The 12,789-nt window shown below is 66.3% G+C and carries 11 protein-coding genes; 3 read left to right on the top strand and 8 right to left on the bottom strand.

All coding sequences use genetic code 11. From position 1 onward, the window contains the following. The first annotated feature begins 180 nt into the window (after positions 1-180). Together ACNFBT_RS25065 and ACNFBT_RS25060 are read left to right on the top strand one after the other, a co-directional pair. Positions 181-816 (top strand): DUF1326 domain-containing protein, encoded by a 636-nt coding sequence (locus ACNFBT_RS25065; protein ID WP_416753411.1) that lies wholly within the window; start codon positions 181-183, stop codon positions 814-816. Between the two features lie 77 nt (positions 817-893). Continuing rightward, the gene (locus tag ACNFBT_RS25060) at positions 894-1,616 is read left to right on the top strand and encodes a DUF2182 domain-containing protein (RefSeq protein ID WP_416753410.1); all 723 of its coding nucleotides are present in this window, start codon (positions 894-896) and stop codon (positions 1,614-1,616) included. A gap of 124 nt (positions 1,617-1,740) precedes the next feature. On the opposite strand, the gene ACNFBT_RS25055 is transcribed toward ACNFBT_RS25060, so the two are convergent. Next, positions 1,741-2,076: a ribonuclease E inhibitor RraB gene (locus ACNFBT_RS25055; RefSeq protein WP_152223940.1), complete on the bottom strand. Its 336-nt coding sequence runs from the start codon at positions 2,074-2,076 to the stop codon at positions 1,741-1,743. A gap of 205 nt (positions 2,077-2,281) precedes the next feature. Between ACNFBT_RS25055 and ptrC the strand changes: the two genes are divergently transcribed. Beyond that, positions 2,282-2,473, top strand: coding sequence for a type III secretion system co-regulatory protein PtrC (ptrC, locus tag ACNFBT_RS25050; RefSeq protein ID WP_416753409.1), 192 nt, complete (start codon positions 2,282-2,284; stop codon positions 2,471-2,473). 408 nt (positions 2,474-2,881) lie between these two features. Here the strand turns inward: ptrC and putA are convergent, their stop codons facing one another. From putA to pcaH, 7 genes are all read right to left on the bottom strand, one after another. Then, on the bottom strand, positions 2,882-6,820 hold the full coding sequence (putA, locus tag ACNFBT_RS25045; RefSeq protein WP_416753408.1) for a trifunctional transcriptional regulator/proline dehydrogenase/L-glutamate gamma-semialdehyde dehydrogenase: 3,939 nt from the start codon (positions 6,818-6,820) through the stop codon (positions 2,882-2,884). A gap of 432 nt (positions 6,821-7,252) precedes the next feature. Further along, entirely contained in the window at positions 7,253-7,573 is a 321-nt protein-coding gene (locus ACNFBT_RS25040) for a DUF2025 family protein (RefSeq protein ID WP_416753407.1), read from the bottom strand. Positions 7,574-7,762: 189 nt separating this feature from the next. After that, entirely contained in the window at positions 7,763-8,935 is a 1,173-nt protein-coding gene (gene ubiM, locus ACNFBT_RS25035; protein WP_416753406.1) for a 5-demethoxyubiquinol-8 5-hydroxylase UbiM, read from the bottom strand. A 137-nt stretch (positions 8,936-9,072) separates the two neighbouring features. Then, positions 9,073-9,915 carry an IclR family transcriptional regulator gene (locus ACNFBT_RS25030; protein WP_416753405.1) on the bottom strand — a complete coding sequence of 281 codons (843 nt, stop codon included), beginning with the start codon at positions 9,913-9,915 and terminating at the stop codon, positions 9,073-9,075. Positions 9,916-10,376: 461 nt separating this feature from the next. Beyond that, positions 10,377-11,447 carry a cell division protein ZapE gene (gene zapE / locus ACNFBT_RS25025; protein WP_416753404.1) on the bottom strand — a complete coding sequence of 357 codons (1,071 nt, stop codon included), beginning with the start codon at positions 11,445-11,447 and terminating at the stop codon, positions 10,377-10,379. After that, positions 11,437-12,042: a protocatechuate 3,4-dioxygenase subunit alpha gene (gene pcaG / locus ACNFBT_RS25020; RefSeq protein WP_416753403.1), complete on the bottom strand. Its 606-nt coding sequence runs from the start codon at positions 12,040-12,042 to the stop codon at positions 11,437-11,439. Before pcaG ends, zapE begins: the two co-directional genes overlap by 11 nt. Positions 12,043-12,054: 12 nt before the next feature. After that, complete coding sequence (pcaH, locus tag ACNFBT_RS25015; RefSeq protein ID WP_416753402.1) at positions 12,055-12,774, bottom strand: protocatechuate 3,4-dioxygenase subunit beta; 720 nt, start codon at positions 12,772-12,774, stop codon at positions 12,055-12,057. Positions 12,775-12,789 lie beyond the last annotated feature (15 nt).

Raw genomic sequence — 12,789 nt, 5'->3', positions numbered from 1 at the left:
GATAGGCCTCCTTTCTGGCCGTCAGTCCGGTTATCGCCGCCAGGCGCCTGCATGACCGGCAACCGACGGCGGCCTCACTCTGCACCCCCGGTCGGCAGTCCCTTCGGCGCGCAGGGTGTCTGCTAGCGTTAATTAATGAGGGCAGTTTCCGGTTCAGATCAATAGATGAGGAGGTGAGCCATGGCCATGGCTGACTGGCGCCTCGAAGGCGTCGAGTTTGCGTCCTGTAACTGCAACTGGGGTTGCCCCTGCCAATTCAGCTCGCCCCCGACCCACGGCAAGTGCGAAGCGGTGGTGAGCATGCGAGTCGACAAGGGCCATTTCGAGGGCCAGGTCCTCGATGGGCTCTGCTGGGTCGGTACCTTCGCCTGGCCCGGCGCCATCCATGAAGGCAATGGCCGCTGCCAGGTCTTCATCGAAGAGCGCGCCACCCCGGAGCAACGCGCAGCCCTGCTGACCATTCTGTCGGGCGCGGAAACCGTGCCGGGCGCTACGGTGTTCCAGGTATTCAGCAGCACCCTGTCCGAAGTCCTCGAGCCCCGCTTCGTCCCTATCGAATTGACGATCGACGTCGATGAGCGCAGCGCGCACATCCGCATCCCGGACGTGCTCGAGGTTACCGGCGAACCGATTCGCAACCCGGTGACCGGAGAGCCGCAGCGGGCCCGCCTGACGCTTCCCGATGGCTTCGAATTCACCGAGGCGGAAATGGGCAGCGGCAGCTTCGACGCACAGGGCGGCATCAGGATCAGCTCGAAAGGCGGTCACGGCCACTTCGCCCACCTGCGCTTCACGGGACAGGGCGTGGTGCGCTGACGGTGTCGGAGTCCAGCTCCGGCCCCCGTGCTGCGTCCAGGTGGTTGAGCCGGCAATCGGCATTGCTGGCGTTGCTGTTGTCCGCCCTTACCCTGGTCGCATGGCTGCTCCTGCTGGACCTCGCACGGCGCATGGCCGCTCCCGGGGGCATGCTGGAGATGGCCATGGAAGGCATGTCGATGCCATGGACGCTCCGCGATGCCCTGCTGATGTTCGCCATGTGGAGCATCATGATGATCGGCATGATGCTCCCCAGCGCCACGCCGATGTTCCTCCTTTATCAGCACAGCATTCGCCGACGGCTCCCCGCCGACCAGCGAAACCTGGCGCTGCTGCTCTTCTGCGGCGCCTATCTGCTGGTCTGGGGCGGGTTCAGCCTGGCCGCCACGCTGCTGCAATGGCTGCTGGACCAACGGGCCCTGCTCGGCATGGAAATGCGCAGCCAGAAGCCATGGCTGGGAACGGCATTCCTGCTGGGCGCCGGCTTCTATCAGTTCCTGCCCGCCAAACGCGCCTGTCTGCGCCGCTGCCAGTCTCCCCTGCAGTTCCTGCTGGCTTACTGGCGGCCCGGCCCGTCCGGTGCATGGCGCATGGGGCTGGCCCATGGACTGTATTGCCTGGGCTGCTGCTGGGCGTTGATGGGGGTGCTGTTCGTCGTGGGACTGATGAACCTGCTTTGGGTCGCCTTGATTGGCGCCTACGTGCTGCTGGAGAAGTATCTGCCCGGCGGCACCTGGCTCAGCCGCACGTCGGGGGTATTGCTGGTGCTGTGGGGACTCCTGTTGCTGCACGGCAGCTAGTCACGGCTTTTCCATCCCCCAGAAACACCAACGCCCCGAACCTGTCGGGGCGTTGGCCTGGCGTGCAGTCAGTGCGTTTTCACGCAGCCTGCGAAAGCGCCATTTTTCATGACGAGCCGGCCGCTCAGAGCGCCGACCAGCCGTCCAGCTGGCCGCCCAGGTCGGCGGAGTGCTCGGACAGCAGCGCGGCATAGCCGCTGATGTGCTCGTGGCTGAGCTCCATCACCGGGTAGGCCAGGACCTGCCAGGGCAGCTGGTCATTGCCGTCGTATTCCGAGTAGGCCACTTTCTGCCCGTTCTGCAGCAGCATGATGGCGAAGTCCAGGGCGGACTGTTCGTCCGGGAAGATCACCGCGAACTCTACCTCGTGCTCGACGGAAAGGTCCTCACCGTCCTCCTGCAGGGCCCACAGGGCGTCACCGATTTCGTCGTCCGGGAAAAGCTGCTTGTCGCGGCTCATGTCACTGCTCCAGTTGTAGGTCAGCGTGGCCGTCTGGACACGCCCGCGCAGGATACCCGTCCTGCATGACAAGTGCCGGAAAATCTCGCCGACACCATCGCCAGCCGTGATGTTCACCATCACGGCTATTCACTTCAACCCTAGCCCAACCGGCGCGAATATTCCGCCATCGGGCCTGCGGCCCTCCTACATCGAGTTGCCGATCATGAACCGCATCGACGAGGCCTACCGCATCACCTACATCACCCTGGACGAACTGCAACTGCAGTTCGAAACCCAGATCGCGGTCACCGAAGCCGACGGCAGCCTCGCCCTGCACCGCGCGGCGACCCCGCCGGCCGAGCGCAGGGCGCTGCGTGAGCTTATCCGTCGGGAGCCGCTGGGCTCTGCAGCTTGAGTCGCGCCAGCCTCGCCAGCACATTTTCTCCCATCTGATCGCCATCACCCCGGTTCGCGAGCAAGCTCGCTCCTACAGGCATGCACTGACCCGCTCTTCGTAGGAGCGAGCTTGCTCGCGAACCATGGCCTGCACCCGCGGCATGAACTGGAAGCCCATCGTGGACAGAGCGCGCGGCCACAGGGAGCACCGGCGAACCAGGAAAGCATTCGAAAGAAAAACGGCGAAGCGGGTAGCTTCGCCGTTGTGCCGGGCGCTCGGCCCGATACGGAGTGCGCGACTGCGCGAGGGAAGCGGACTGCCCGGAGCGGATAGCTCCACCCTAAGGCTGGCAGGCCGGATGGCCATCGAGCGATGGCCGAAAAACCGCCGGAAGCGCGCCGCTGCGGCGCGCTCCCGGCGCAGGCGTCAGCCGATGGTCATCAGGCTGGCGTTGCCGCCGGCAGCGGCGGTGTTGACGCTCAGGGCACGCTCGATCAGCAGGCGCTCCAGCGGAATGTCGGTTTCCCCACGATTCAGCCCGGTAACGCCAACGATGGCGCCCTTGCGCTTGGAGGCCTGCTCGCAGACCGCACGCAGCTGATCGGAGTCGCCGTGGTGCAGGATGGCGTCGAAGGCGCTGTCGGTGGCGGCCCAGTCGGCGATCAGGTCGATGCGCTTCTGGACTTCCTTCGGCAGGCTGGTGACCAGCTCGCTCTGCGCCTGCAGGACCAGCGCGCGGCTGCCCACGGACAGCACGGCGGCCAGTTGGGCCAGCAGATCGGCACGTTCCTCGGCCAGGCACAGCACGTGTTCGCGCGGCAGCAGGCTGTAGGTGTTGCGCTCGCCGGTCGGGCCGGTCAGCACTTGCACGGTGTAGCCCTGCGACAGCTCGGTATAACCTGCGATCAGCGCGGCCAGCGCCGGCTCGTTCTGGCCAGCCCACTGGGTCAGCGCATCCAGCGCCTTGCTCGCCTCGGCCGGACGGGCCACCGCCTGCGCGCCGTCGCCCTGCAGCTGCTTGGCCACCGCATCGGTCGGACGGGTCGAGAGCAGGCGGTACAGGTACAGCGGGCCACCGGCCTTCGGACCGGTGCCGGACAGACCTTCACCGCCGAAGGGCTGCACGCCGACCACGGCGCCGACCACGTTGCGGTTGACGTAGAGGTTGCCGACGTTGGCGCTCTCCACCACCTGGGCGATGGTCTCGTCGATGCGGGTGTGCACGCCGAGGGTCAGGCCATAGCCGCTGGCATTGATCTGCGCCAGCAACTGATCCAGTTCGGCGCGCTCGTAGCGCACCACGTGCAGCACCGGGCCGAAGATTTCACGCTTGAGCTCACTGAAGCTGTCCAGCTCGATCAGGGTCGGCACGACGAAGGTGCCGCGCTTGATCTCCTCGGCGTCCACGCGGGCGCTCTGGAACACCTTGCGGCCTTTGTCGCGCATGGTCTGGATGTGCTTGTCGATGTTGCCCTTGGCCTCCTCGTCGATCACCGGACCGATGTCGGTATGCAGGCGCTCCGGCGCACCGACGCGGTATTCGGCCATGGCCCCCTTGAGCATGGCGACCACGCGGTCGGCCACGTCGGCCTGCACACACAGTACGCGCAGGGCCGAACAACGCTGGCCGGCGCTGTCGAAGGCGGAGTTGACCACGTCCACCACCACCTGCTCGGCCAGGGCCGAGGAGTCGACGATCATGGCGTTGAGGCCGCCCGTCTCGGCGATCAGCGGGATGGTGCGACCCTGGGCGTCCAGGCGACCGGCGATGTTGCGCTGGAGGATGCCGGCCACTTCGGTGGAGCCGGTGAACATCACGCCACGCACACGCTCGTCACCGACGAGACGGGCACCGACGGTCTCGCCACGGCCCGGCAGCAGCTGTACCGCGCCGGCCGGCACGCCGGCTTCGAGCAGGATGCGCACGGCCTGGGCGGCGATCAGCGGAGTCTGCTCGGCGGGCTTGGCCAGCACGGTGTTGCCGGCGGCCAGTGCGGCGGCCACCTGGCCGCTGAAAATCGCCAGCGGGAAGTTCCACGGGCTGATGCACACCACCGGGCCCAGCGGGCGATGGCTGTCGTTGGCGAAGTGGGTGCTGGCCTGGGCGCCGTAGTAGCGCAGGAAGTCCACCGCCTCGCGCACTTCGGCGATGGCGTTGGCGAAAGTCTTGCCCGACTCGCGCACCAGCACGCCCATCAGTTGCTGGATTTCAGCCTCCATCAGGTCGGCAGCGCGCTGCAGGATGGCACCGCGCTCGGCCGGCTGGGTGGATTGCCAGATCTGCGCGCTGGACAGCGCGCCGAGGATGGCATTGTTCACGTCGGCTTCGCTGGCTTCACGCACATGGCCCACCACGTCGCGCAGGTCGGCCGGGTTGCGTACCGGCTGTGGCTCGCCCGGAGCGGCGTCGACCAGACCGAGGATCGGCGCGGCCAGGTAGGCCTGGTTGGTGCTCGACAGCAGCGCCGAGGACAGCGAGCCCAGACGGTGCTCGTTGGCCAGGTCGATGCCGGCGGAGTTCTGGCGCGACTCCCCGTACAGCTCACGGGGCAGTGCAATGCGCGGGTGCGGCAGGCCCAGGGTGCCTTCCTGCGCGGCCATCTGCTCGACCTGCAGCACCGGGTCCAGCACCAGATCCTTGAGGGAAATGCTGTGGTCGGCGATGCGGTTGACGAAGGAGGTGTTGGCGCCGTTTTCCAGCAGGCGGCGAACGAGATACGCCAGCAGGGTTTCATGGCTGCCGACCGGTGCGTAGATACGGCACGGACGGTTGAACTTGCCGTCGGCGACCTTGCCCACCACCTGCTCGTACAGCGGCTCGCCCATGCCGTGCAGGCACTGGAACTCGTACTGGCCCGGGTAGTAGTTCTGCCCGGCGAGGTTGTAGATGGCCGACAGCGAGTGGGCGTTGTGAGTGGCGAACTGCGGGTAGATGGCTTCCGGCACGGCCAGCAGCTTGCGTGCGCAGGCCAGGTAGGAAACGTCGGTGTACGGCTTGCGGGTATAGACCGGGTAGCCTTCCAGGCCGTTGACCTGGGCCATCTTGATCTCGCTGTCCCAGTAGGCGCCCTTCACCAGACGGATCATCAGACGGTGGCGGCTGCGCTTGGCCAGGTCGATGACGTAGTCGATCACGTAGGGGCAGCGCTTCTGGTAGGCCTGGATGACGAAGCCGATGCCGTTCCAGCCGGCCAGGCTCGGCTCGAAGCACAGGCGCTCCAGCAGGTCGAGGGAGATTTCCAGGCGATCGGCTTCCTCGGCATCGACGTTGATGCCGATGTCGTAGTCGCGGGCCATTTTCACCAGGCCGAGCACGGTCGGGTACAGCTCGTCCATCACGCGGTCGTACTGGGCGCGGCTGTAGCGCGGGTGCAGCGCGGAGAGCTTGATCGAGATGCCCGGGCCTTCGTAGATACCACGGCCGTGGGAGGCCTTGCCGATGGCGTGGATGGCCTGCTCGTAGGAAGCCAGGTAGCGCTTGGCGTCCTCATCGGTCAGCGCGGCTTCGCCGAGCATGTCGTAGGAATAGCGGAAGCCCTTGGACTCCATGGTGGCCGCGTTGGCCAGCGCCTCGGCGATGGTCTCGCCGGTGACGAACTGCTCGCCCATCAGGCGCATGGCCATGTCCACGCCCTTGCGGATCAGCGGCTCGCCGGACTTGCCGATGATGCGGTTGAGCGCGGAGGACATGCCCGCCTCAGTGTGGGTGGAAACCAGCTTGCCGGTGATCAGCAAGCCCCAGGAGGCCGCGTTGACGAACATCGACGGGCTCTGGCCCAGGTGCTGGCTCCAGTTGCCGTTGCTGATCTTGTCGCGGATCAGCGCGTCACGGGTGGCCTTGTCCGGGATGCGCAGCAGCGCCTCGGCCAGGCACATCAGCGCCACGCCTTCCTGGGACGACAGGGAGAATTCCTGCAGCAGGCCCTGCACCAGACCCTGGCGGCCGCCGGCGTTCTTCTGGTTGCGCAGCTTCTCGGCGATACCCAGGGCCATCTTGTTGGCGGCGTCGGCCTGCTCCTTCGGCAGACGGGCCAGGTCCAGCAGCATCGGCAGCGCCTCGGTTTCCGGGCGGCGGTAGGCGGCGGTGATGGCGGCGCGCAGTACCGACTGCGGCAGGATGCTTTCGGCGAAATCAAGGAAGACCTGCAGACCCTGCTCGCTCAGCGAGTCCACGGACTCCTCGCCTGCGGCGGCGGCCAGCCCGGAGTGCTCGGCGGGAGTCAGCCCACCCTCGACCTGTTCCAGGTACGTGAAGATCGCCTGCTTGATCAGCCAGTGCGGGGTGCGGTCGAGCTGCTGTGCGGCGAGCTTGAGACGTTCACGGGTGGCGTCGTCGAGCTTCACGCCGAGGGTAGTGGTGGCCATGGGTCGTCCTATTGTTAAAAGTTTGGAGCATGCAAAGCGGCGCAAGGTTAAACCGCCGCCCACAAAGGCGCAACCAGGTGCAACCACTCTTTCGCAATCGACCCGAAGCCCAGGAATCCTGCGCACTCGCAAGGTGTACCGAGCCCAGCCGCGACCCACCTGATGGATCATGCCGACAGGCGGATGCGACCAAGGTATAACCCGCACGACGAACAGGTTGCACCTTGACGCAGGGCGAACCAGAACAGCATAGGCCAGGGCGCGGCAGGTTGCGCTCGCCAAGACGGCCAAGGAGAGGGAGAAGGAATGAAAGGCGTCGGCGCCCTGCCCGGGCCCATCGGGCAGCCCGATCCGTCCGCCGGAGGCGAACGCGGTGGATTCCCGATGGAATGCGAGGTCGACCGGTGCAGCCGGCCACCCCGCCGAATCGGCTTACTTCAGGCGTCGTTCCGCCGTGATTTCCGGCAGATCGGTGCGCCGCAGGTAGGTGAGCAGCGCTTCGCTGAAGTTGAGGCGGTCGTTGATGTTCTGCTCGGCGAGAATCTGCAGGCACTCGCGACTCAGGGTCATGACATCCCCCGCCCTGGGCGCCCAGACGAACTCGCAGGCCGGGCGAATGCTGTCCTCGGCCACGTCCATGCCGAAGGAGTCCTCGCTGAAACGCACGATGTACTTGCCCGTCTTGCGGTTGAAACCGACAAAGCCGCAAAGGCCGTCGGCGGCCGCGCAGATGTCGCTTGAAGTGATGGCCATGATGCCCCCTGGATCGGATTGTTATGGATTGCGCACGCAGGAGGGGCCGCTCTGATGGCGGCTGGATCGTTCATTTCGCCCCCATTGGCGAGGGCCTGACTGTCGCAGCGGACTGCTCCTACAAGGCTTGGCATTCGCGCTGGACACAGGGCGTACAACCGTTCGCGGCTGTGAACGCCCTACGCTTCTTCACGCCCCCTGCGCCAGATGCCGCGCGATCACCTGCCGCAGCGGCGGCAAGCCCTGCGCCAGGCGCAAACCCGCATTGCGCAGCAGGCGTACAGGCGGACGCGGATCGGTGTACATGCCGACGATCAGGCGCGTGGCCTGGTACAGCGGCCAGGTCGCCAGGCGATGGGCCGTGGCGTAACGGCGCAGCGGCCAGGTACCTCCGATGTCGCCGCCGCGCCTGTGGGTGGCCAGCACCTCCGCGGCGAGACGGCACTGGCTCTGCAAGCCGAAATTGAAACCATGGGCGGTGACCGGGTGCATACCGACGGCGGCATCGCCGATCAGCGCGCTGCGCGGACCGGCGAAGCGGTCGGCGAAGACGCCCACCAGCGGGTAGCCATGGCGCGGGCCGAGCAGTTGCATCGCACCCAGGCGGCGCTCAAAGCGGCGCTCCATCTCCTGGGCGAACGCCGCCTCATCCAGCTCCAGCAACGGCGCCATCTCCCTCTGCGGCAGGGTCAGCACCACCGAGGAGCGATCGCCATTGATCGGCAGCAGCGCCAGGGTCTGGCCGTAGCCGAACCACTCCCAGGCCACGTTGTGGTGCGGCCGTTCGTGGGCCATGCGGCAGACCATCATGGTCTTGCCAAAATCCTCCATGCTCGCGCCGATGCCAAGCATGCGCCGCGTCTCGGAGAAGCGGCTGTCGGCGGCGACCAGCAGGCGCGCATGCACCCGGCTGTCATCGTCCAGGGTCAGCTGCACGCCGTCGCGCTCCACCCGCAGCGAGCGCAGGGCCCGGCCGCAGACCATCGAAACGTCCGGGCACTCGTGCACCGCATCGAAAGCCGTGCGTCGAATCACCTGGTTGGAAACGAAGTAGCCCAGTTGCTCGGCACCCGCCTGCCCCGCCTCGATGCGCAGCGCGAACAGCGACGGCCCGTTGAGCACCTGGGCATCGCGCAGCGGCGAAATTTCCTGCGGATCGATGCGCGACCACATCCCCAGCCGCTGCAGCTCGGCGCGGGAGGCATGGGTCAGGGCGATCTCGCGGCCGTCCTCGGCCGGCTCGGCCAGACTCGCCAGCGGCTGGCGCTCGATCAACTGGACCGACAGGCCGTGGCCGGACAGCGAGCGGGCCAGGCACAGCCCGGCGGGGCCGGCGCCGACGATGGCGATGTCCACGTGCATGGGTGACTCCTTTCGCGGGGATGGGCGGTCCCGGAGTCTAGGTTGGCCGCCCGGCGCTTTCGTTGCCGTGGATCAGTACGACGCAGCGCCGCCCCTGCGGCGGCACGGCGCATACCTCCGAGGAGGCATGCCGCCGTTCAATGGAACAGCCGGGTGCCCAGCTCGCGACTGGCTTCGAGCAATACCGGCAGGAAACGCGTTTCCAGCTCCTGGCGCGACACCCGTCCGGCATGGGTGCCAACGTTCAGCGCGGCCAGCACCTGGCCGGCGGAATCCTTCAGCGGCACGGCGATGGAACGCAGGCCGACTTCCAGCTCCTGGTCGATGATCACCCAGCCCTGCTGGCGGATCTCGGCGATGCTCGCGCGGAGCATTTCCGGGGTGTGCACGGTGCGACTGGTCTTCACCTGCAGGTCGGCGTGGGCCAGGTAGTCCTCCAGCGCCTCGTCGTTCAGGCCCGCGAGCAGGATGCGGCCCATGGAGGTGCAGTAGGCCGGCAGCCGGCTGCCGACGCTGAGGTCCACGGAAATCAGGCGCTGCGGCGTCGCGGAGCGGGCGATGTAGAGGATTTCGTCCCCCTCCAGCGTGGCCATGGAACAGGCCTCGTGCAGTTGCTCGCTGAGGCGGTCGAGAATCGGCTGGGCGGTGACCGCCAGCGGCGTGGACGACAGGTAGGCGTGGCCGAGGGTCAGCACCTTGGGCAGCAGCGAATAGGTGCGCCCGTCGGAGGTGACGTAGCCGAGCTTCATCAGCGTATGCAGGCAGCGGCGCACGGCGGCGCGGGGAATCTCGGTGCGGTGGCTGATCTGGGCAATGGTCAGGTGCCGCTTGCGCTCCTGGAAGGCATGGATCACCGCCAGGCCACGGGCCAGCGAGGTCATGAAGTTGGGGTCGCCGGTGAAAGCCTCGATGCGCTTGGCCGGCGAGGCAACGATGGGCGGCGCGAGGGGCGGCAGGCTGGCACGGGGGGCGTCGGTCATTTCTTGTTTTTCCTGGCAGGCGGGCTTCGGGCGATTATCGATACGGATGGGCGATTATCGCAACACGGATGTCCGATTATCGAACGGAGGTTGAATGCCCGCCGCCCCGCCCGGCTTTTCGTGAGCCCCAGATCCCCCTTGTTCGCGGACCGAGTGACCCCTGATACATCGGTGCCGGATGGAAATTCCATCGCGGACAAGGTCCGCTTGTACGGGAGCGGATCGGTGTACACGGAGTTGCTTTTTGCAGGAGCAAAGGTTTTCTTCTGGGCAGTCTGTGCCTGCGTTTTCCCCTCACCCCTGAGATCGTGCCGGCTGACGCTTACGTTTCATCCTGCACCGAACGATCCCCTTTCCCGCGTACAGGAGAGGATTAGGGTGAGAGGCTCTTGATCCCGTAGGAGCGGACCTTGTCCGCGAAATCCCACAGCCGCACCCAGGCCTGCTGGTAAAACCCGCGCTTAGAGCGGCTCCAGCTTCAACTGCCGCAACCGGCTCAAGGTGCGCGCAAAATCCACCGCAGCCCCACCCGCCGCCAATTCCTCCAGCGAAACCGAAGCGAACAGCTGCAACCGCAGCTGGCGGTCATAGGCGATGTCGATGAAGTTGAGGAAGCGCATGCTCACGTCCGGCGGGTAATCCGCCAGCGGGCCGAGGCCACTCACCGCCATGCGCGGGTAATGCTCGATCAGCCACAGGTAGTCACTGGCCGAACGCGGCCGCTCGAACATCTCGCTGAAGTCCATCCAGGCACAGCGGTCGTCGTGGGCGTGAACCTTCAGCGGATGGTGGTTGACGTTCAGCACCTCGTCGAAGCGCGCATCCTCGGCCAACCCCAGGCGCGCACCGATCAGCGGCTGGTCGTCGGCCGCCGCCGGGCACAGGTAGCTGCCCCACTCCTCCAGCGCGCTGCTGTCCTCGCGATAGTCATGGCCGCCATCCAGCGACACCACGTCGAAGCGCTTTTCGATCAGCTCGATGGCCGGGCGGAAGCGTTCGCGATACATCGGGTTCGGGCAGAGATTTTCCGGCTGGTAGTTGGAAGTGCAGACCAACCCCACGCCCTCATCCACCAGCACCTTGAGCATGCGCCCCAGCAGCATGGCGTCGCCGATGTCATGCACGTGGAATTCGTCGAAGCACAGCAGCCGGGTTTCCTCGGCGATGGCGCGGGCTACGCGCACCAGCGGGTCGGACTGCCCGGTGATCGCCAGCATGCGCCCCTGCAATTCCTGCAGGAAGGCGTGGAAGTGCACGCGGCGCTTGGCCTGGATGGGTGCGGCGGCGAAGAAGTGGTCCATGACGAAGCTCTTGCCCCGCCCCACGCCACCCCATAGGTAGACACCGGCCACCGGCTTGCGCAGGAAACCGTGGCGGCCGGCGAGAAAGTCATCGAGCCAGCTGGCGAGCTGTTCCACCGCCGCCAGCTGGGCTTTGTCCGCACGGTAGCCGCGCTCGTCGAGCGCGGCGGCGAAGTGCCGCCGAACGCGGTCGGCGACCGCTTCGGCGAATATTTCAATATCAAAAGTCAAAGAACACCGTTTCCGCATCACCCTGGACGCGGATATCAAAGCGGTAAGCGAGCTTCCCGTCCACCTCGCAGCGCTTGGCAATCAGCGTCTGCCGACGTTCGGGCTGCTCGATGCGGTTGAGCACCGGGTCCGCCGCGTTGGCCTGCGCTTCGTCCTCGAAGTAGATGCGCGTCTGCAGGTGGATGTTGATACCGCGAGCGAACAGCGAAACGTTGATATGCGGCGCCATGGGCACACCGGCGGCGTTCTTCACCACGCCGGGCTTGATGGTGCGCACCTGCCATTCGCCGGCGTCGAAGGTGGTCGCGGTGCGGCCGAAGCCGTTGAAAGGCTTTTCCAGGTCGTAGGCGCTGTCGTACACGCCTTCGTGATTCGCCTGCCACAGTTCCAGGAAGGAATCGCGGATCAGGTGGCCGTTGCCGTCGTAGACGTGGCCAACCAGCACGATGTGCTCGCCGGGAGCGCCGGGCTTGGCCATTTCGCTCCAGATTTCCTGGTCACGGGTCGGGTTGCCGGCGGCGGCCAGGGCGAGGCCGATGTGCACGTAGGGGCCGGCCGTCTGCGAGGGGGTTTCCGGCAGCAGTTCAATGGGCATGTTCGGTCCTCCTCACTTGTTCTCGAAGTGTGTCTTGCGCTGGCCGCGCAGCACGATGTCGAAGCGGTAGGCCAGGCAGTCCATGGGGTTGGCGTTGCTCATGTCGAGCTTGGCGATCAGCGTCTGCACCGCGTCCGGATTGGCGATGGACTTGACGATGGGGCACATGGGGATCAGCGGGTCGCCCTCGAAGTACAGCTGGGTGATCAAGCGGGTAGAGATCGACGGACCGCTGATGGAGAAGTGAACGTGTGCCGGGCGCCAGTCGTTCGGGCCGTTGCCCCAGGGGTACGGGCCGGGCTTGATGGTGCGGAAGATGTAACGTCCTTCGCTGTCGGTCAGCGCGCGGCCGACACCGCCGAAATTCGGGTCCAGCGGCGCCAGGTAGCGGTCGTTCTTGTGGCGGTAGCGGCCGCCGGCGTTGGCCTGCCACATCTCCACCAGGGTGTGCGGCACGGGCTTGCCGTACTGGTCCATGACCCGGCCGGAAATCAGGATGCGCTCGCCGATGGGCAGGCCGCCGTTATTGAAGTTCAGCAGCAGGTCGTTGTCGTGCTCGCCCATCTTCAGGTGCGAGAAGTCCGGGCCGCTGGTTTCGGAGACCGACTGCGGAATGCTCACCAGCGCCTGGCGCGGGGAGCGGGCAATAGAAGTCTTGTAGTCTGGGGTAAGAGCTTTGGGGTGCCAGTTTCGGTCACGAATGACGAAGCGGCTGTTCTCCGCGTCGGACATGTCGGTCTCCTCTTG

The organism is Pseudomonas sp. NY15181 (genome assembly GCF_048068055.1).
GTDB lineage: Bacteria > Pseudomonadota > Gammaproteobacteria > Pseudomonadales > Pseudomonadaceae > Pseudomonas.
The sequence above is the reverse complement of the archived record's forward strand: the minus strand, read 5'-3'. Positions and strand labels throughout refer to the sequence as shown.

Coding starts and splice junctions, on each gene's coding strand:
- ACNFBT_RS25030 (WP_416753405.1), bottom strand. CDS start 9,915: ATGACCGACGCCCCCCGTGCCAGCCTGCCGCCCCTCGCGCCGCCCATC.
- pcaH (WP_416753402.1), bottom strand. CDS start 12,774: ATGTCCGACGCGGAGAACAGCCGCTTCGTCATTCGTGACCGAAACTGG.
- ubiM (WP_416753406.1), bottom strand. CDS start 8,935: ATGCACGTGGACATCGCCATCGTCGGCGCCGGCCCCGCCGGGCTGTGC.
- putA (WP_416753408.1), bottom strand. CDS start 6,820: ATGGCCACCACTACCCTCGGCGTGAAGCTCGACGACGCCACCCGTGAA.
- pcaG (WP_416753403.1), bottom strand. CDS start 12,042: ATGCCCATTGAACTGCTGCCGGAAACCCCCTCGCAGACGGCCGGCCCC.
- ptrC (WP_416753409.1), top strand. CDS start 2,282: ATGAACCGCATCGACGAGGCCTACCGCATCACCTACATCACCCTGGAC.
- ACNFBT_RS25065 (WP_416753411.1), top strand. CDS start 181: ATGGCCATGGCTGACTGGCGCCTCGAAGGCGTCGAGTTTGCGTCCTGT.
- ACNFBT_RS25040 (WP_416753407.1), bottom strand. CDS start 7,573: ATGGCCATCACTTCAAGCGACATCTGCGCGGCCGCCGACGGCCTTTGC.
- ACNFBT_RS25055 (WP_152223940.1), bottom strand. CDS start 2,076: ATGAGCCGCGACAAGCAGCTTTTCCCGGACGACGAAATCGGTGACGCC.